Genomic DNA, 18944 nt, shown 5'->3' with positions numbered 1-18944 from the left:
TTTAGCTGAGATTATCCGATGAAAAAAGAACACATTATGCAAAACGCTCCATCAGGCCGCCATCGCCTCATTCATGCAAGCGTCGCTTCCGCTTTAGCGCTTATCAGCTTTTCCGTTCAGGCAAATACGCAGCAATTTGCCAAAATTCCGTTTTACCTGCAAAACGAAACCGCCGTCAACGGCCAACCCAAAGTCAAACACAATATTATGTTTTTGATTGATGACTCGGGCAGTATGCAATGGAATGTGCAAGGTAAGGAAACATCTGTATGGGCTGATAAAAGAATAACGATTACTAAGGAGGCTCTAAAGTCAGTATTGCAGGAGTATGGCAAAAAACAACAATTCCAGTGGGGTTTGCAAACCCTGCATAATAATGGTGGTACTGATATTCCAGATAAGGAGGGCTTTACCGATGATTGGCAGGACGTTCAAAAGAGGGTAGATGGTATCGACCCTGGTCATGCTACGCCAATCACGCGCCGTTATTATGAAGTAGTCAAAAACGTTGTGATGCCCAAAATCAAATACCGTTGTCAGAAGTCTTATGTGATTGTGATGTCGGACGGTGATGCCAATATGAGTTGTAGCAATCAGAGTTATGGTGAGGATCCTCGCTTATCTCGCAATACTAACTTCAACTATGATAGGGATGATTACTATTCAAACTATTACCGCAATATTGAACGTAGTGCGGGTACGTCTGCATACCAATATTTCGGTCCGTCTGAGGCAAAAGCTTATGAGAATAATCATAAGCAGGGCGAAAAATTTGGCCATTTTGATTTGCCGATTTATGATCCGACCCAAGAGATTCCGGAAGCGGAAAAAAAATTCCAATGTCAAAATACAAGGTATAGAAAAGATGCATCTGGCAATTGGGTTTTTTTGCCTAATTATAAGAATGGTAAACGTGAAGTTGAAGGTATTGGCGAAATCATTGTTCCTTATTGGGATAGAAACTATAAGGATGAAAAACGCGGTATGCGATTCTTTAGTCAAACTTTGGCAGAAAAAGACATCAAAACAGAAAAAGATGGCAAAGATGCTGCAGATAAGAGCTGGGATGGTGATCCAAGCGATCCCAAAGGCGTAGATTACAGCAAGCAATTGGTACAGACTTTTACTGTGGGCTTTGGTGAAGGAATCTCTGAAGTTGGGCGAGAGTATCTGAAAAAGGGTGCAAGCCGTCCAGACTGGTATTTTAATGCTGCGAAAAAAGAAGATTTGCTTGAAGCCTTTAAAACCATCGTCGATAATATTGAAAATGACAGCAAAATAACAAAATTTGAAGGGACATCTTCAACTGCGCCTGCAACGACCAGTACAGGTATTCCCAATATGGCGGCAACGGTTCATTTGAATACCGGCTCTTGGAGCAGTCAATTGCGGTTTTATAAATTGAACCGTGATGGCACGCCTATCAATACGACAGAGTTTGACCAGCCATCATTTAATAACCGCCTCACTTTGGTTAATGACGGCAGCAAGACCTATTTCATCGATAGAGTTGCAGATAATGAGGCTTCAAACGCCGATTTTGGCATTTCAGACGGCAGTGCGAAAGATAAGTTGGAATGGAAAAATGCATTGCTGAAATGGACTGGCCGAGCAGAGAGTGATGAAGACATTAAAGCAAATGCAGGAGCAAAAGGTTATAGCCAGTCTTATCGTGTCCGTCCGACTGACCCTAATGATCCAAATAAAGATGAACGTAATTTGGGCGATATTTTAGACGGTTCGGTTGCGGCTATTGGGGATAAGAATAAAGATAAAGGCAGTCAAGAGTTTTTGGTCGCCGCTGCCAATGACGGCATGGTACATATTTTTCGTAATGATACGTCTGACAATCCTTATGACTTGAAACTCAGCTATATTCCGGCAGGCATGGAGCGTGAGGACGATCAAGGTCAAGCAACAACTTTGGGCAAGGTTCTGAAGGATGTCGCTCGCGATGGTTACGGCTCCAGCACGCCGCATCGCTATATGGTCAATGGTGGTTTTGTTCTCCGCCAAACACCTGATAAACAAACCTTTATGTTTGGTGCAATGGGTCAGGGTGGACGCGGTGCATATGCGTTGAATATTGGTGCGGTAGCTGACAGCGATCGTAGTAGTTGGAATAAGACTGTGCCTTTGTTTGAAACAGAAAAAGGCTCTGGCAATAAGCTGGGCTATACCATTGGTTCGACACAAATCGGCCGTGTTTCCATTAAACGTAATGCTACCCCGGTTAATCTGGAATCTGATGTGCGTTATGCAGGCTTCTTGGCCAGCGGCTATCGTACTGAAGATTTGAACAGTGCCGATAATGAAACAGCTTTATATGTCTATGATATGACGGGTAAAGAAGCTGGTAAGCAAGATACCGGTAAAAATGTTTCTAGTGCCGGTAAGCTCTTGGCTAAAATTCCTGCGCCGAATGGCAAAGGCGGCCTCTCTACCCCTACTTTGGTAGATACCGATTTTGACGGCATTGTCGATATTGCCTATGCCGGCGACCGTTACGGCAATATGTTCCGCTTTGACTTGAGTGGCGAAACGCCTTCCAAATGGTCTGCACAGATGATCTTCCAAGGTTCGGGTAATCAACCGATTACGTCTGCGCCTGCGGTATCGCGTCGCAGCAAAGATAAGTATGTTGTTATTTTTGGTACAGGTAGCGAGATTTACCATAGCGAGCTGGATGTAGCGACACAGAACAATGCGGTTTACGGCATCTATGACGATACTTCCAAAGAAGCTGTCTTGGCTAAAAGCGATGAGCTGACCGGTCAAACTGTCCAAGCGGACGGCGAATATATTTCTGTTACCAACAATAAGGTCAGCGAAGATCAAAAAGGTTGGAAGCTGGCGTTGGGTTCGGGTGAGCGGGTAACTGTCAAACCGACGATGATTTTGCGTACGGCAGTGGTAACTATTCGCAAATACAAGCAGGAAGTCATACATACAAATTCTTCCAGTGCCGATGTTTGTTTGCCGGACAGTACGTCCACACAAACGACTGCAAAAACGATTATTCTGGGCGTCAATGCCGAAAACGGCGGCCGTTTGGGTTTGCGTGATGCGCGTATTTCCGATAAAAACCGCCAATTCATCAGACGTGAAAACAACGGTCAAGTTTATTACGCCAGCGGTATGGTGTTTGACGGCGTGGTCAACTTTACTTATCTGAACGGCTCTAAGGCCGATGATTCTCCGGTAACCGCTGATGGCGATAGCGGCGGCACGGGTACGGATAAAGAGTTGAACGCTACGCCGAGTGTGCCAAACAATAAATGTTTTGCAACCCAAGCCGAGCGCAGTCTGTTGACCAACTCTGATAAGATGCACAGTCTGAAAGTAGAAGGCCGGAAATGCGGACTTAAACGCATCAGCTGGCGTGAATTGTTCTTTTAATCGGTAAGGCTTGAGTATCGAGGCCGTCTGCATTGTTCAGACGGCCTTTTCTGTTGAGTGATAATAATTGAGGGATGTTGGATTAAAAAAATAGAAAACCTTGTTTGTGGGTAAAACGGTTTGATTAAATTAAAAGCCTGGATAAGTCCAAACGGTAGGTTTTAGTCATTTCTTTTTTCTGCTTTCTGTTATTGAAATGAGAAGTTAAAAGGCCGTCTGAAAAGATATTTTCAGACGGCCCTTGATTTAAAAAGAGCGAGTCAAAGAACATTTAGATGCTGTTTTTAATGATTTTCCGCAGGGTGGACAGTTGTCGGCGGCTCACGGGCAGCGGGGTCGGAATATCGAGAATTTTTGCGCCCCATGTGGATGCGTATTCGTCGTTTTCGTCGTCGTCCAGTCGAATCAGGCTGTCGAGGGTGTGGCGGAAGACGAGGGCGTTGCGGTGGATGCGGATGACTTTGTCGCCCAGCAATTCTTCCCAGTAAACCAATGTTTTCGGTAATTCGTAGCTTTGGCCGTCGCCGGTAAACAGATAGACGGTTTTGTGTTCCGCCATCAGGTAACGCGCCTGCTGCCAGGGGATTTCAACCATGCGCTCGCGGTTGTACACTTTGAAATGGGTGAAACTGTCTGCTTTTTCGCGGTTTTTCTCGATGATGCGGTCAAGCGCGGTTTGCAGGCGGGTCATTTTGATCGGTTTGAGCAGATAGTCTGCGGCAGCCAGCTCGAACGCGCGCAGGGCGTGTTCTTCGTAGGCTGTGGTGAAGACAATCTCCGGCTGGCGTTTGGCGGTACGCTTGATGCGTTCGACAAACTCGAGACCGTCGATTTCCGGCATGCCGATGTCGGCAAAGACGATGTCGACTTCGTGGACGCTCAGCCACTCCAATGCTGGCATGGCATGGTGAAAGACGTTGAGCAGTACGACATTGCATTCTTCCAATAATACACGCAAGCGTTCTGCTGCTAATACTTCGTCTTCTACAATAATGGCACTTGGCATAGCGGTATTTCTTTTTGTTGTATCGTGGGAGATCTGCCGCGCTTTGTCATCCTCAATAACGCGCCAGCCGTATGTTGTTGCAATCTTGAAATTATCACTTCGCAACAATTTTAGGAAATTTTTAAAATATACATGATTTTTCGCTTCTTGGGCGTGATTTGGAATGAATCTGAAGATTACTTACATAATTTTATGAAATATTGTAATACCTAGAGTAATTTTGTTGTAATCGTGCTAATTCATTTCGTGATAATGGAAGATTTTGGGATTTTGTCCATTTGCCAGTGCGCCACCGCCCAATCGAGTAATTCTTGCGGCCGGTTTACGGCGGGTGCATCGGGTAGGTTGAGGTAGGTTAGGACTTGGCGGAGAAGCTGTTCTTTTTGATTCAAATCCAAAGCCGGGGCAAGGGTTTGTTTCGACCATTTTTGCCCTTGGTTGTTGGTTAACAGGGGAAGGTGGGCGTAGGCCGGTGTGGGAACGCCGAGGCATTGTTGCAGATAGATTTGGCGCGGCGTGGAAACGAGCAAGTCCTGACCGCGGACAATATGGGTTATTCCTTGATCGGCATCGTCGGCAACCACGGCAAGCTGATATGCCCAATAGCCGTCTGCACGAAGCAGGACGAAATCGCCGATGTCGTGCGCCAGATTTTGTGCGTAATGTCCGACAATGCCGTCTGAAAAACCGATCACGCGATTGGGCACTTGAATGCGCCATGCTGGCGTTTTGTTTTGCGTATGGGGTCTTTGCTGAGGAACGCGGCAACGGCCGTTGTACACAAATCCGTCTGCACCCTGAGTTGCCGCTACCTGCCAGTCTTTGCGGCTGCAGTAGCAGGGATACACCAGCCCGGCTGTTTTGAGGCGGTCGAGTGTGTCTTGATACAGGTCGTAACGGCGGCTTTGATAGGCGACTTCGCCGTCCCACTCAAAACCGAAAGCCTCAAGCGTGCGCAAAATGTCGGCAGCGGCACCGGGCATTTCGCGCGGGGGGTCAAGGTCTTCAATGCGGACCAGCCATTTGCCCTGATGGGCGCGCACGTCGGCATAGGAGGCAACGGCGGTCAGCAGGGAGCCGATATGAAGCAGGCCGGTAGGGCTGGGGGCGAAACGTCCTATATACATGGCAGGGTGTTTGTGTAGGGCAGGGGCAGTATGCCTGCACGGTATTCAAATCGTGATAGAAAAGGGCGTGCCGTACACGCCCGAATTTGGGTTTCAGACGGCCTGAGACTTTTCAAAATGATTTAAGTTTCAATCGGCCGTCTGTTTAATCTGCTTAAGCCAAGGGAGCCAGCAGTTTGGCGAAAGCGTCTTCAAATTGTTTCAAACCGTCTTCCTGCAAACGCGTTGCCAAAGTTTCGACATCAATGCCGAGTTTGGCGGTTTCGGCAAGCTGCGCTTGGGCTTCGTCCACACCTTCGGTCAACGTGGCTTTGGCGGTGCCGTGGTCGATAAAGGCTTTGAGTGTCGCATCGGGAACGGTGTTGACGGTATGGGCGCCAATCAGGCTGTCAACGTACAACGTGTCAGGATAGGCAGGGTTTTTCACGCCGGTAGATGCCCACAAAAGTTGTACGCGGTTGGCACCTTTTTCGGCAAGTGCGGCAAATTCGCTGCTGCCGAAGTATTGCGCCCAATCTTGATAGGCGGCTTTGGCCAGCGCGATGGCGACTTTGCCTTTGAGGTGGTCGGGCAGGGTGGCGTCCAATGCGGCATCGACACGGGAAATAAAGAAGCTGGCGACAACGTGGATATGGGAAACGTCGTGTCCCGCTTCCAAACGTTTGGCAATGCCGCGCGCGTAGGCCGCATAGGCTTTGAGGGTTTGGGCGCGGGAGAAGAGCAGGGTCAGGTTGACGCTGATGCCGTCTGAAACGAGGGTTTCGAGTGCTTCGATGCCTTCGTCGGTTGCCGGTACTTTAATCATGGTATTTTTACGGCCGATGGCGGCGTGCAGGCGGCGCGCTTCTTCAACCGTGCCTTGCGCGTCTTTGGATAATTCGGGCGAAACTTCGAGGCTGACAAAGCCGGTTTTGCCGCCGGTGGATTCATGTTCGGCAAGGCATACGTCGCAAGCGGCTTGTACATCGGCAACCGCCATGGTTTCGTAGCGTTGTTTCGGGGTCAGGTCTTGCTGTTTGAGCGCGGCTACTTCGTCGGCGTACAGGGCATCGCCTGCAAAGGCTTTTTGGAAAATGGCAGGATTGGAAGTTACGCCGCACACGCCCTGTTTCAGCATTTCGGCCAATTCGCCGCTTTGTACCAGCGAACGGGAGAGGTTGTCCAACCAGATTTGTTGTCCTAATGCTTTAACGTCCGATAAAATAGTCATCTCTGATTCCTTTTACATAATAGGTTTGTTTGTGAAGTGGCGGTAATGCTACGCCGATTCGATGAATTTGAACAGTTTACAGCCGATTAATTTGGGCAAAACAAACCTAAATTCAAGCATGAAAGGCGGCTTTGATGGCGGAAAACACACTTTATCTCGACTGGGCGCGCGATGTATTGGATACGGAAGCCGAAGGTTTGCGTGAAATTGCGGCGGCTTTGAACCATGATTTTGTCCGTGCGGCGGAAGCGTTGTTGCACTGCAAGGGCAGGGTTGTCATTACCGGTATGGGCAAGTCCGGACACATCGGCCGCAAAATGGCGGCAACCATGGCTTCCACCGGTACGCCTGCGTTTTTCGTTCATCCAGCCGAAGCGGCGCACGGCGATTTGGGCATGATTGTGGACCACGATGTCGTGATTGCCATTTCCAATTCCGGAGAAAGCGATGAAATTGCGGCGATTATTCCGGCGTTGAAACGCAAAAACATCACGCTTATTTGTATCACTGCCCATCCGGCTTCCACCATGGCGCGTCATGCCGATATCCATATTACCGCGGCGGTTTCCAAAGAAGCCTGCCCGCTCGGTCTTGCGCCGACTTCCAGCACGACCGCCGTGATGGCCTTGGGCGATGCGCTGGCGGTGGTATTGCTGCGCGCACGCGCGTTCACGCCCGATGATTTTGCTTTAAGCCATCCGGCCGGCAGCTTGGGCAAACGCCTGCTGCTGCGCGTGGCGGATATTATGCACAAAGACGAAGCCCTGCCTGCCGTTTTGTTGGGCACGCCGTTGAAAGAGGCCATTGTCCGCATGAGTGAAAAAGGCTTAGGCATGTTGGCGGTAACCGATGCCGAAGGCCGTCTGAAAGGTGTATTTACTGATGGCGACTTGCGCCGTCTGTTTCAAGAACGCGACAGCTTTGCCGGTTTGAAAGTGGACGACATCATGCACGCTTCGCCGAAAACCATCTCCGCCGACCGCCTTGCCACCGAAGCTTTGAAAGCCATGCAGAGCGGCCATGTGAACGGTTTGTTGGTAGTCGAAGAAAACGGCATGCTGATTGGCGCGCTGAATATGCACGATTTATTGATGGCACGAATTGTCTGAATCGACGGTAAAAACGTTTTCAGACGGCCTTATGCTAGAATAGGCCGTCTGAAATAAGGAAACCTTATGCAAAACCTCTCTTCCGACCTGCAACAACGCGCTTTGGGTATCAAACTGCTGATACTGGATGTGGACGGCGTTTTGACCGACGGCCGCATTTTTATCCGTGACAACGGCGAAGAAATTAAATCGTTCCACACTTTGGACGGACACGGTTTGAAAATGCTTCAGGTCAGCGGCGTGCAAACGGCGATTATTACCGGCCGCGATGCGCCTTCCGTCGGTATCCGCGTGAAGCAGCTCGGTATCAACTATTACTTCAAAGGCATTCACGACAAACGTGCCGCCTACGCCCAATTACGCGAACAGGCCGGTGTGGAGGAGCATGAGTGCGCCTTTGTCGGCGACGATGTTGTCGATTTGCCCGTGATGGTGCGTTGCGGATTGGCGGTTGCCGTCCCCGAAGCGCATTGGTTTACTTTGCAATACGCCCATTATGTAACCCGACGTTCCGGCGGCGCAGGCGCGGTGCGTGAAGTGTGCGATTTGATTATGCAGGCGCAAGGTACGCTTGAACCTGCTTTGAAAGAGTATGTACGATGAAAATCAGATGGCGTTACGGAATCGCCTTTCCGCTGGTGTTGGCCGTTTCACTCGGCGCACTGGCGGCGTGGCTCGGCCGCATCAGCGAAGTGCAGGTCGAAGAAGTCGTCCTCAATCCGAATGAGCCGCAATATTCGATGAAAGGCATCAACGGCAAACGTTTTGACCAAGAAGGCCGTCTGAAAGAAAACCTGAGCGCGGCCGATGCCGTTCAATATCCCAATAGCGCGGACGTGCATTTGGACAAACCGCATCTTTCGTTTTACCGCGACGGCAGCCTGTTGTACGAAGTCGGCAGCGACAAGGCCGTGTACAATATCCAAAACAAAAAAGTCGTTTTCGAACAGAATGTTGTCTTAAACAAAGCGGCAGATACCAAGCGTTTGGCCGGCATCGTCAAAACTGAACGTTTGAATGTCGATACCGAAGCACAATACGCCCATACCGACAGCCCGGTTACTTTCCAATACGGACAGTCCGGCGGTCAGGCAAACGGCATGACTTATGATCACAAAACCGGTTTGCTGAATTTCCCTTCCAAAGTGAAAGCCACAATTTATGATACAAAAAATTTGTAAAACCTTAGCCCTTGTTGCCGTTTTTGCTGCCAGCCCGGCCTTTGCCTTGCAAAGCGACAGCAAGCAGCCGATTCAAATCGAAGCCGACCAAGGCTCGCTTGACCAAAACAACCAAAGCACCACCTTTTCCGGCAACGTCATCATCAAACAAGGCACGCTCAATATCCGTGCCGGCAGCGTAACCGTTTCACGCAACGACAAAAGCGAGCAGTTGATGAAAGCTACCGGCTCGCCCGTCAAATTCAGCCAAGAGTTGGACGGTGGCAAAGGCGTGGTCAACGGCCAAGCCAATACTGTAACGTATTCTTCCGCAGCCAGTCTGGTTACCCTGACCGGTAATGCCAAAGTACAGCGTGGCGGCGATGTGGCCGAAGGTGCGGTCATCACTTACAACACCAAAACCGAGGTTTACACCATCAACGGCAGTGCCAAATCCGGTGTGAAATCCGCCGCCAAATCCGGCCGCGTCAGCGTTGTCATCCAGCCGTCCAGTACGCAGAAAAACAAATAAGAAAACACACAAAAAGGCCGTCTGAAAAAGGTTCAGACGGCCTGAGGTCAATATCGAAAGTCAACAGAATATGAGCGCAAACAACAGCCGTCTTGTGGTTCAAAACCTGCAAAAAAGTTTCAAAAAACGCCAAGTCGTCAAAAGCTTTTCCCTTGAAATCGAAAGCGGCGAAGTCATCGGCCTGCTCGGCCCCAACGGCGCGGGTAAGACCACCAGCTTTTACATGATAGTCGGCCTGATTGCCGCCGATGCAGGCAGCGTGATGCTGGACGGCCAAGAGTTGCGCCACCTGCCCATTCACGAACGCGCCCGCCTCGGCGTCGGCTATCTGCCGCAGGAAGCCTCGATTTTCCGCAAAATGACCGTGGAACAAAATATCCGCGCCATTTTGGAAATCAGCATGAAGGACAAAAGCCGCATCGATGCCGAACTTGAAAAACTGTTGGCCGATTTGAATATCGAACGCCTGCGCAACAACCCTGCGCCGTCCTTGTCCGGCGGCGAACGCCGCCGTGTCGAAATCGCACGCGTGCTGGCCATGCAGCCGCGTTTCATTTTGTTGGACGAACCTTTTGCAGGCGTTGACCCGATTGCCGTCATCGATATTCAGAAAATTATCGAGTTCCTCAAATCACGCGGTATCGGCGTATTGATTACCGACCACAACGTGCGCGAAACCCTCAGTATCTGCGACCGTGCCTATATCATCAGCGACGGTACGGTATTGGCTTCAGGCAAGCCGGATGATTTGGTCAACAATGAACAAGTCCGTTCGGTTTACTTGGGTGAAAATTTCAAATATTGAGTTTAGGCCGTCTGAAAAGGTGTATCTGTGTTGAAACGAATTTTTTTGTCTTCCTTTGCCGTTTTGGCAGCTACTGCTGTGCATGCCATGCCCGAACAGTCATGGCAGGATATGGGTGTGCGCCAAGGCGTGATAGATAAAAATGGCAAGCCGATAACCGGTATCGTAACGGCGACAGCTATCGTGGATAAAGAAGGTAAGCTGGGAAAAAGCCTCCATTGGGAAGTGGATGCGCTGGAATTGTTGAAACTTGCTCAAGAAGTAGGTTTGCCAAAACAAGTCGAGCCTTATAAAGAGTGTACTTATAATCAGAAAACCCAACAAACGGATTGTAAGACACTGGAAAGCCTTAAAAAATTCAGATTCTTTTATACTGTGCCAAATGGATTCAAAGAAGAGATAAAGACGAAACCTGTCCAAGTTGCTCCCCCACCTTATCCACAGCTTTCTACAGAGAATGGCGAGGAAGGGACTGTGGTATTAAATGTCTTTATCAATATAGATGGCAAAGCATTTGTATGGATACAAAAGAGTAGTGGATACTCGCGTTTAGATGCGGCAGGACGAAAAGCAGTTTTGAAGACAAAATTTCAACCCGCTACCTATCGCGGGAAGCCTGTTGCCATGGTTTTTGTTCTGCCTATTACGTTTGCTTTACCGTTAGAAACCATCTCTACTGTTGAATAATTCATTTATCGGTTGATAAAAGAATAATATATTGAAATAATCATCCAATATATAAACAATATATTTGATACTTTCAGACGGCCCGTCAGATACAGGCCGTCTGAAATCCATAAAGCACATTCTACTATCAAACATTATGTCTTCACTCGTCCTTAAACTCAAACAGACCCAGCAGCTCAACCAGCGGCTGCAGCAGTCTCTGCGCATCTTGCAGATGTCGGGTCTTGAGCTTGAGCGCGAAGTGGAAGACTGGTTGTCAGACAATCCTCTGCTTGAACGTCCGGAAAGCGATGAGTTTGCCGACAGCGGGCTCAACCGTGCCGTCACCATGCCGCGTGCCGGTCAGCAGTTGGGCGGCGACGATGCCGAAGATATTTGGAGCAACATCGCCGAAGAAGAGGATTTCAAACACTATCTGCATGCCCAAGTGTGCGAGCATCCGCTCTCGCAAGTGGAGGCAGCCTATGTTCATGTCTTGATTGATTTTTTGGACGAACAAGGCTACCTCACCGACAGCCTTGAAGAAATCATCGACCACACGCCGTTGGAATGGATGCTGGACGAAGAAGCCCTGCAAAATGCGCTGGACGTATTGCAAACCTTTGACCCGCCCGGCGTGGCGGCGGCCGATTTGACCGAGTCTCTCATGCTGCAGCTGATGCGTTTGCCGGCTTCTCCGGCCAGACAAATGGCCGCGCATTTGGTGCAAAGTTCGCTTCAAGATTTGGGCAAAAACCGTAAACAAAACGTTCTGCGTTTCCGCAAACTTTATCCCCAGGCCGACAGTGAAACCATAGAAGCCGCACTCGATATGATTGCCGGGTTGAATCCTTATCCGGCTTACGGCTTCGCTTCTGCCACCCCTACGCCTTATATTCAGCCTGACGTTTGGGTGAGAGAGGGCAAGGACGGCTGGGAAGTCATCAGCAACGAAGCGGCCTGGCCGAAGCTGCAGCTCAATCAGGAATATTGCGACCTGATGAAATCGGCGGAAGAGGGCGCGCCGGAGTGGAAGGAAAAAATCAGCGAAGCCAAACAGCGCATTGATTCTTTGGAACTGCGCAAAAGTACAGTCCTCCGCCTTGCCGAGTATATTGTCAAAAATCAGGAAGATTTTTTCATCTTCGGCGAAATCGGCCTGTCGCCCATGCTGATGAAAGATGCCGCCGCCGAATTGGGTTTGGCGGAAAGCACCATTTCGCGCGCCGCCAACCAGAAATATTTGTCTTGCCCGCGCGGCCTGTTTGCGTTACGCTATTTCTTCACACAGGCAGTCAATGCCGACGATGAGGGCGAAGGGTTCAGCCAAGGCGCAATCAAAGCTGTCTTGAGCCAGCTGATTGAAAGCGAAGACAGCAGCAAACCTTATTCGGACGAGGCCCTCGTCAAATTATTAAAACAACGCGGCATTGAAATCGCCAGACGTACAGTGGCTAAATATAGAGAATCATTAGACATCCCACCGGCACACAAACGAAAATTTACCGAGTAGATATATTCCGATCCGTTTTGACGGACTAACCAACCGAAGGAGCTGTATCATGAATCTGAAAATCACCGGTCTGAATTTTGATGTTACCGAAGCCATCAAAAACTACGTTTCCGACAAGTTGGCACGAATCAGCCGCCACGCCGACAACATCATTTCCGTGACCATCACGCTCTCGGTGGAAAAAGTCAGCCAAAAAGCCGAAGCCGATGTGCATTTGGCAGGCAAAGATTTGCACGTTGAAGCGATTGAACAGGATATGTACGCTGCGATTGATGTTTTGATGGACAAACTCGACCGCGCTGTTTTGAAACATAAAGAAAAAAGAGGCGATGTCCGCAGCACTGTCAAACCTGAAGCAGAATAAAATGTTTGTATGATAAAGGCCGTCTGAACATTCAGACGGCCTTTTGTTTGTTAAGGAGATTTAGCCTTGCAAACGGGTATTCGCTTTGTCGCCGTTCCATGGTGCCACTTTAAACAGCAGCAACATGCCGGGTATGCCCAGGGCAAAACACAGCCAGTAGAAATTGAAGTAACCCATCGCTTCAATCAGATAGCCTGCCGAAGCATTGATAAATGTACGGGGAACGGCTGACAGGCTGGTAAAGAGGGCCAATTGTGTGGCCGTGAAAGCAGGATTGGTTTCACGGGCCATATAGGCGACAAATGCCGCCGTACCCAAGCCTACGCCTGCCGCTTCCGCACCAATCACGGCGGCAAGCATCATTTGTTCCGTCAGGGTAATGGTTTCAAATTTACCGAAACCCGCCAGCCAGGCAAAGCCTAGAATAGTAACCCATTGCGCCACGCCGAAAACCCACAAAGCCCTGTTGATACCGAGTTTCAACATCCAAATGCCACCGGCGATACCGGCAATGACGGCAGGCCATAAACCGGCATTTTTGGCAATCAGGCCGATGTCGGTTTTGCTGAAGCCCATGTCCAGATAAAACGGCGTTGCCAGGGAAGTCGCCATACTGTCGCCCAGTTTGTAGAGGAAGATAAACAGCAATACCAATATGGCTTGTTTGATGCCTTTGCGGGAGAAGAACTCACTGAAAGGGTCGGAAACCGTTTGGGCAAAGGTGCGGGGAACAGTTGGCGGAATATCGGGTTCTTTGGCTAAGAACAAAGTCATCAGCAGGCCGGGCAGCATAAATAGTGCAGTAATGATGAATACGTTGTGCCAAGGCATCAAGTCGGCCAAAATCAAGCTGAGCGAGCCGGGTACCAAAGCGGCGATACGGTAGGCGTTGACGTGGATAGAGTTGCCTAAGCCTAATTCTTCATCTGACAAAATTTCGCGGCGAAATGCATCCAATACAATGTCTTGGCTGGCAGAAAAAAAGGCGACCACCAACGATAAGCCCATAATTACATATAAATGCTGAGCAGGATTTAGGAAGGCGTAAATGAGCAAGGTCAGCAGCAAACCAATTTGCGTAACCAGCATCCAACCGCGCCGCCGTCCTAAAAAAGGTAATCTGACCAAATCAATGACGGGCGACCAAATAAATTTCCAAGTGAAAGGCAGCCCGATAAGTGCCATCAGGCCGATGGTTTTCAAATCGACGTGTTCGCTGCGCAACCATGCCGGAATCAGGTTGATCAGAAAATAAAGCGGCAGCCCCGAAGTGAAGCCTGTAAAGATACAAATCAGCATACTGCGCGAGAAAATCTTGCGCCAAGTGCCGGATTGGGGTGCGGTTGTCATAGTGAAATCAATAAAAAAGAAAAGGGATATTGTAGCAAAGATGGGGGAGATGGCGAATGAACTTCTGTTATCTTTATCGAATAATGAGAGGCCGTCTGAAACTTTAGCAAATTAAGTTTCAGACGGCCTTTTGTTGGAACAAGCCAATCAGGTTTTGAAATGTCCGTAAGACAGGCAGAGTGTTTGTCTTACGGATATTTTATTTTCAGACGGCCTTCGATGCTGCGTTGCAGTTGCGGTAGAAGGCAATCAGACCGTTGGTAGAGCTGTCGTGTGCCGGCGTACCGCGTTCGAGTTCGGGTTCGATGGTTTTGGCCAGTTCTTTACCGTATTCCACGCCCCATTGGTCGAAGGGGTTGATACGCCAAATTACGCCTTGAACGAAGGTGCGGTGTTCGTAAGCCGCCATCAGCATGCCGAGGTTGAAAGGTGTCAGGCTGTCGATGAGCAGGCTGTTGCTCGGGCGGTTGCCGGGAAACTCTTTCTGCGGCGCAAGTCGGTCGCGTTCGTCTTGGGGTAGGGCGGCCAATTCGATTTGCACTTCGTCTAGGGTTTTGCCTTTCATCAGCGCTTCGGCTTGGGCGAAGGCATTGGCAACGGTAAAGCGGTGTTGGCGGTGGTTGCCGTAGATTGTGGTCATGGGGACGATGAAATCGACGGGAATCAGACGCGTGCCTTGGTGCAGAAGCTGGAAGTAGGCGTGTTGGCAGTTGACGCCTTCGTCGCCGAAGACAATGCCGCCGGTGGTGCAGGAAACGGGTTGGCCGTCTGAAGTACGCTGTTTGCCGAGGCTTTCCATATCGAGCTGGTTGAGCCACGGGGTGAAGAGGCGCATGTTGTGGCTGTATGGGACAACGGTTTGGCCGTCTGAATGTTGGAAGTTGTTGTACCAAACGTTGATGAGCGCCATCAGGACGGGAATGTTGCGGCGGAACGGGGTCTCGAAGAAATGGGTGTCCATCGCGTGTGCGCCGGCCAGCATTTTGCGGAACGCTTTTTCGCCGACGGCAACCATCAGCGGCAGGCCGATGGGCGACCAGACGGAATAGCGGCCGCCGACCCAGTCGGACATGGCGAAGACTTTGTCGGGGGAGATACCGAAGTTTTGGGCTGCGGCCACATCGGCGGAAATGGCGCAGAAGTGTCGGTAGATGCCGGAATCGGGCAAACCTGCATCGCGGTACCAAGTACGCGCGGCGTAGGCATTGAGCAGGGTCTCTGGTGTGCGGAACGATTTGCTGGCAATGCTGAATACGGTGGTCTCGGGGTTGAGGCCGAGAAGGGTTTGGGTCAAGTCGGCATCATCGGAGTTGCTGACAAAGTGGACGCGGATGTTTTGCCAATAAGGCTGCAGCGCCTGTGTGGCCATGCGCGGGCCTAAATCGGAGCCGCCGATGCCGATGTGAACCAAGTCGGTAATGGGTTTGCCGGTAATGCCTGCGTGGGTGCCGTCTAGGAGTTGGCGTGCGAATTCGAGGGTACGGTTGAGTTCGTGATGAACTTTGGACACGATGTTTTCGCCGTCGACGTAAATGGGTTGGGCATTGGCCGGCAGGCGCAGGGCGGTGTGGAGGACGGCGCGGTGTTCGCTGGTGTTGATTTTTTCGCCGTTGAGCATGGCCTGCATATATTGTGGCAAATCGGCTGCTTCGGCCAGTCGGCACAATAAATCAAGGGTATTTTCATCCAGACGGTTTTTGCTGTAATCAAATAACAAACCGTGCAGAATTTCGTGCATATTGTTGAAACGTTCGGCATCTGCAGCGAAACGTTCGCGCAGGGTAACGTGTTGCGTATCGGCATGATGGGCTTCCAAGGCCTGCCATGCGTCTGAGTATGCGGTCATCTCGTTTCCTTAGTATGTAACGGTAAAATAAGCAGGATAGATAGGTATTTCCTGCTTTTTTGTAGTGGCTTGTAGTTTAACAAATTTGAACAGGTTTTGGGAGGTGGCGGGGGTGGTTTTATTTAAGAAATGTATGCAAAATGAAAAAGAAATGATTGATTATCATCAAGTTTCTGTAAAAAAAGGGGTATGACACCGATGTCTGCTGTGTTATCCTATGTAACATTATTGAAATCCTGTCGGGGCGAGTTCGTAAGATGGCTACAATTTATGATGTCGCTGCTTATGCCGGAGTGTCTCCCAAGACGGTCAGCCGGGTGATTAACGGCGATGCGCCGGTCAGCGATAAAACCCGTTCCAAAGTAGAAACAGCGATTGCCGCTTTGGGCTATATCCCGTCTTCTGCGGCGCGGATTATGCGGTCCCACCGTTCCGGCTTGGTCGGCCTGATTACCGGCGCCATTTCGCGGACGGGCGAGAATACGGGCGGACACGGCATTCCAGATATGTTCTTGATTAAGGGCATTCAGCAGCGGATTCGCGCACAAGGCAAGATTTTGATGATTGCCGACATCGACAACAAGCCGAGTCAGCCCGGTCAGATGGAGCCGCTGATCCGTACCTTTATGGAACACCGTGCCGAGGGGATTTTATATGTCGCCGGTTTCCATCAGGAAGTATTGTTGCCGGAAGTGCCCAACCGCTGCCCGATGGTGTTGGTCAACTGCTTTGATTTGGCAGGTACGCCGTCGGTTTTGCCGGACGACGAAGCAGGGCAGTATGGCTTGGTGCGCCGGATTATCCAAAGCGGACACAAACGGATTGCTTATGTGACTTTGCAGCCGGGTGTAGAAGCAACGAGATTGAGATTGGCCGGATACCGCCGGGCTTTGGCGGATGCGGATATTGTCTTCGATCCTGATTTGGTGCAAACTGGTTATCCTGACTTCAGCAATGACAGCGGGTCTTTGATTTCGGCTATTTTGAAGCTGCTGTCTTTGCCGCTTCCGCCGACGGTAATTTGCTGCGGCAACGATGAAATGGCAGTGCGCGTGTACGGGATTTTGAGGACGCGCTGCGTGCGGGTTCCCGAGCAAGTCTCCGTTGCCGGCTACGATAACCACAGCGCGATTGCGGAAACGCTGTTTCCGCCGTTGACCAGCACCGAGCTGCCTTATCTGCGCATGGGCGAAATGGCGGCGGATTTGCTGTTCCAATACATCGAACATCCGGCCGGTACGGCTCAGCCCGTCAAGGTCGTTGGGGAAACCATCTGGCGTCAGTCTGTAATGAATAAATAGTTTCAGACGGCCTAAAAATAAGCTTCAAACAACACAAACACACATCAAAACAAGATTATATAAACGGTCAAAATAAAGGCCGTCTGAAAACAGGGTTGCCTCATTAAAAAGGCGGCCCAATACAATAAGAGCGTCATACCGCTGAAATTGGAGTTTGTTGTTTCCATAGTTTATTATCCAGGAGTAGCCTTCCTATGAAAATCTCCCCACAAGTGGCGATGACACTTCGCCAGATTATGCTGATGAACTTCGGTTTCTTCGGCATTCAATACAGCTTCGGGTTGCAGCAGACTGCGATTAACCCGATTTTCAGCTTCCTTCATGCCGACCCGAGCCAATTGCCGATTCTGAATATGGCAGGCCCGATTACCGGTTTGCTGGTGCAGCCGATGATTGGTGCGATGAGTGACCGCACTTGGGTGCCGGGATTGGGCCGCCGCCGTCCGTATTTCTTGATCGGCGCCATCGGTTGCAGCCTCTGCCTCTTTATTTATCCGCACGTTACCGCCTTGTGGGTGGCCGTATTGCTGCTGTGGCTCTTGGACATTAGCAACAACACGGCAATGGAACCTTTCCGTGCCTTTATTGCCGATACCGTTCCTGAACACCAGCAATCCACCGGTTTCTTGATGCAGTCCGTGTTTACCGGTTTGGGTATTACCCTGGCCAACGTTTCCCTCTATATCTTCCAACAAATTGGCTGGTTGCAACAAACTTCCGAAGCGGGCATTCCGTATTGGGTATTCGGTTCGTTTTATATTGGTGCGGTCTGCTCCATCGGTTCGGTTTTGGTTACCGTTTTATCAACGGCCGAACGCGAGCCCAGCCCTGAGGAAATGGCGGCCATTAAAGCCCAGCCGAGCGGTCCGGCCCATGCTGTTAAAGATATTGTCGTTGCCGTGCGCGAAATGCCGACAGCCTTGTGGCAACTGGCTTTGGTGTATCTCTTCCAATGGTACGCGCTCTTCATCTACTGGCAATATATTTCCCACAGTATCGTCCAATCCGTTTGGGACTCGACCGTTGAGAATACCGAAGCGTATAGCCAAGCGGTTGCGTGGACCGGCCTGGTAAACGGTTTCTACAACGTGGTAACCTTTATCTCCGCCTTCGGCCTGATGTGGATGGCGCGCAAATACGCCGCCAAATATGTTCACGCCTTTGCCGTAACCCTTGCCGCGCTGGCCTTGCTCACCATTCCGCACATCGGCAACAAATACCTGATGTTTGCGCCGATGATTGGTTTTGGTGTCGGTTGGGCAAGTATGATGGGCGTGCCGTTTATGATTGTGGTCGGCTCTATCCCTAAAGAACGTTACGGCGTGTACATGGGTATTGTGAACATGATGATTGTGATTCCAATGCTGATTGAAACTGTATCTTTCGGCTGGGTGTACAGAACTTTCTTGGGTTCAAACCCTGCCAACGCGATGACTTTTGCCGGTGTTTCCCTGGCTATCGCCGCTGCGTTGACCTTAACCATTAAAACTGCGGCCAAACCGGCTACTGCAGAATAACGAAGTTTTGATTTAAAACCAAAATGAAAAGGCCGTCTG

The 18944-nt window shown here is 50.2% G+C and carries 16 protein-coding genes; 11 read left to right on the top strand and 5 right to left on the bottom strand.

Annotated elements, in window-relative coordinates; translation table 11 throughout:
• Positions 1-36: 36 nt before the first annotated feature.
• Positions 37-3399 carry a PilC family type IV pilus tip adhesin gene (gene pilC, locus BBP27_RS07230; RefSeq protein ID WP_223168951.1) on the top strand — a complete coding sequence of 1121 codons (3363 nt, stop codon included), beginning with the start codon at positions 37-39 and terminating at the stop codon, positions 3397-3399.
• Between the two features lie 271 nt (positions 3400-3670).
• On the opposite strand, the gene BBP27_RS07225 is transcribed toward pilC, so the two are convergent.
• The 3 genes from BBP27_RS07225 to tal all read right to left on the bottom strand — a co-directional run bounded on the left by BBP27_RS07225 (position 3671) and on the right by tal (position 6742).
• Positions 3671-4405 (bottom strand): LytR/AlgR family response regulator transcription factor, encoded by a 735-nt coding sequence (locus BBP27_RS07225; RefSeq protein ID WP_003748328.1) that lies wholly within the window; start codon positions 4403-4405, stop codon positions 3671-3673.
• Positions 4406-4644: 239 nt separating this feature from the next.
• Complete coding sequence (gene gluQRS, locus BBP27_RS07220; protein ID WP_188212055.1) at positions 4645-5532, bottom strand: tRNA glutamyl-Q(34) synthetase GluQRS; 888 nt, start codon at positions 5530-5532, stop codon at positions 4645-4647.
• Between the two features lie 154 nt (positions 5533-5686).
• The gene (tal, locus tag BBP27_RS07215; protein WP_188212054.1) at positions 5687-6742 is read right to left on the bottom strand and encodes a transaldolase; all 1056 of its coding nucleotides are present in this window, start codon (positions 6740-6742) and stop codon (positions 5687-5689) included.
• A 134-nt stretch (positions 6743-6876) separates the two neighbouring features.
• Here tal and BBP27_RS07210 point away from each other — a divergent pair, with 134 nt between their 5' ends.
• From BBP27_RS07210 to hpf, 8 genes are all read left to right on the top strand, one after another.
• Positions 6877-7851: a KpsF/GutQ family sugar-phosphate isomerase gene (locus BBP27_RS07210; RefSeq protein ID WP_188212053.1), complete on the top strand. Its 975-nt coding sequence runs from the start codon at positions 6877-6879 to the stop codon at positions 7849-7851.
• Positions 7852-7917: 66 nt separating this feature from the next.
• Positions 7918-8454 (top strand): KdsC family phosphatase, encoded by a 537-nt coding sequence (locus tag BBP27_RS07205; protein ID WP_188212052.1) that lies wholly within the window; start codon positions 7918-7920, stop codon positions 8452-8454.
• Entirely contained in the window at positions 8451-9032 is a 582-nt protein-coding gene (lptC, locus tag BBP27_RS07200) for an LPS export ABC transporter periplasmic protein LptC (protein WP_188212051.1), read from the top strand. The genes BBP27_RS07205 and lptC overlap by 4 nt, the downstream gene beginning before the upstream one ends.
• On the top strand, positions 9013-9543 hold the full coding sequence (gene lptA, locus BBP27_RS07195; protein WP_049328829.1) for a lipopolysaccharide transport periplasmic protein LptA: 531 nt from the start codon (positions 9013-9015) through the stop codon (positions 9541-9543). The genes lptC and lptA overlap by 20 nt, the downstream gene beginning before the upstream one ends.
• Positions 9544-9613: 70 nt before the next feature.
• Positions 9614-10348, top strand: a complete 735-nt coding sequence (lptB, locus tag BBP27_RS07190; protein ID WP_003679854.1) for an LPS export ABC transporter ATP-binding protein — start codon at positions 9614-9616, stop codon at positions 10346-10348.
• 30 nt (positions 10349-10378) lie between these two features.
• The gene (locus tag BBP27_RS07185) at positions 10379-11035 is read left to right on the top strand and encodes an energy transducer TonB (RefSeq protein ID WP_188212050.1); all 657 of its coding nucleotides are present in this window, start codon (positions 10379-10381) and stop codon (positions 11033-11035) included.
• A 136-nt stretch (positions 11036-11171) separates the two neighbouring features.
• Entirely contained in the window at positions 11172-12527 is a 1356-nt protein-coding gene (gene rpoN, locus BBP27_RS07180; RefSeq protein WP_188212049.1) for an RNA polymerase factor sigma-54, read from the top strand.
• Between the two features lie 49 nt (positions 12528-12576).
• On the top strand, positions 12577-12891 hold the full coding sequence (hpf, locus tag BBP27_RS07175) for a ribosome hibernation-promoting factor, HPF/YfiA family (protein ID WP_070608498.1): 315 nt from the start codon (positions 12577-12579) through the stop codon (positions 12889-12891).
• Between the two features lie 60 nt (positions 12892-12951).
• Here the strand turns inward: hpf and BBP27_RS07170 are convergent, their stop codons facing one another.
• Both BBP27_RS07170 and pgi read right to left on the bottom strand, forming a co-directional pair.
• Entirely contained in the window at positions 12952-14241 is a 1290-nt protein-coding gene (locus tag BBP27_RS07170) for an AmpG family muropeptide MFS transporter (protein ID WP_223168950.1), read from the bottom strand.
• A gap of 205 nt (positions 14242-14446) precedes the next feature.
• Positions 14447-16087 (bottom strand): glucose-6-phosphate isomerase, encoded by a 1641-nt coding sequence (gene pgi / locus BBP27_RS07165; protein WP_070459478.1) that lies wholly within the window; start codon positions 16085-16087, stop codon positions 14447-14449.
• Between the two features lie 257 nt (positions 16088-16344).
• On the opposite strand from pgi, the gene BBP27_RS07160 reads away from it, so the two are divergent.
• Positions 16345-17388 carry a LacI family DNA-binding transcriptional regulator gene (locus tag BBP27_RS07160; RefSeq protein WP_070459476.1) on the top strand — a complete coding sequence of 348 codons (1044 nt, stop codon included), beginning with the start codon at positions 16345-16347 and terminating at the stop codon, positions 17386-17388.
• 194 nt (positions 17389-17582) lie between these two features.
• Positions 17583-18905 (top strand): MFS transporter, encoded by a 1323-nt coding sequence (locus tag BBP27_RS07155; RefSeq protein WP_049348776.1) that lies wholly within the window; start codon positions 17583-17585, stop codon positions 18903-18905.
• Positions 18906-18944: the final 39 nt, after the last annotated feature.

Source organism: Neisseria sp. RH3002v2g, from assembly GCF_014596425.2.
In the GTDB taxonomy this organism is placed as follows: domain Bacteria; phylum Pseudomonadota; class Gammaproteobacteria; order Burkholderiales; family Neisseriaceae; genus Neisseria.
This window is presented reverse-complemented; position numbering and strand designations above follow the sequence as displayed.

Excerpts from the sequence above, each read along its gene's own strand:
- pgi (WP_070459478.1), bottom strand. The coding sequence starts at position 16,087 with ATGACCGCATACTCAGACGCATGGCAGGCCTTGGAAGCCCATCATGCC.
- BBP27_RS07225 (WP_003748328.1), bottom strand. The coding sequence starts at position 4,405 with ATGCCAAGTGCCATTATTGTAGAAGACGAAGTATTAGCAGCAGAACGC.
- rpoN (WP_188212049.1), top strand. The coding sequence starts at position 11,172 with ATGTCTTCACTCGTCCTTAAACTCAAACAGACCCAGCAGCTCAACCAG.
- lptA (WP_049328829.1), top strand. The coding sequence starts at position 9,013 with ATGATACAAAAAATTTGTAAAACCTTAGCCCTTGTTGCCGTTTTTGCT.
- lptC (WP_188212051.1), top strand. The coding sequence starts at position 8,451 with ATGAAAATCAGATGGCGTTACGGAATCGCCTTTCCGCTGGTGTTGGCC.
- BBP27_RS07210 (WP_188212053.1), top strand. The coding sequence starts at position 6,877 with ATGGCGGAAAACACACTTTATCTCGACTGGGCGCGCGATGTATTGGAT.
- BBP27_RS07160 (WP_070459476.1), top strand. The coding sequence starts at position 16,345 with ATGGCTACAATTTATGATGTCGCTGCTTATGCCGGAGTGTCTCCCAAG.
- BBP27_RS07170 (WP_223168950.1), bottom strand. The coding sequence starts at position 14,241 with ATGACAACCGCACCCCAATCCGGCACTTGGCGCAAGATTTTCTCGCGC.
- gluQRS (WP_188212055.1), bottom strand. The coding sequence starts at position 5,532 with ATGTATATAGGACGTTTCGCCCCCAGCCCTACCGGCCTGCTTCATATC.
- hpf (WP_070608498.1), top strand. The coding sequence starts at position 12,577 with ATGAATCTGAAAATCACCGGTCTGAATTTTGATGTTACCGAAGCCATC.
- BBP27_RS07205 (WP_188212052.1), top strand. The coding sequence starts at position 7,918 with ATGCAAAACCTCTCTTCCGACCTGCAACAACGCGCTTTGGGTATCAAA.
- pilC (WP_223168951.1), top strand. The coding sequence starts at position 37 with ATGCAAAACGCTCCATCAGGCCGCCATCGCCTCATTCATGCAAGCGTC.
- tal (WP_188212054.1), bottom strand. The coding sequence starts at position 6,742 with ATGACTATTTTATCGGACGTTAAAGCATTAGGACAACAAATCTGGTTG.
- BBP27_RS07155 (WP_049348776.1), top strand. The coding sequence starts at position 17,583 with ATGAAAATCTCCCCACAAGTGGCGATGACACTTCGCCAGATTATGCTG.
- lptB (WP_003679854.1), top strand. The coding sequence starts at position 9,614 with ATGAGCGCAAACAACAGCCGTCTTGTGGTTCAAAACCTGCAAAAAAGT.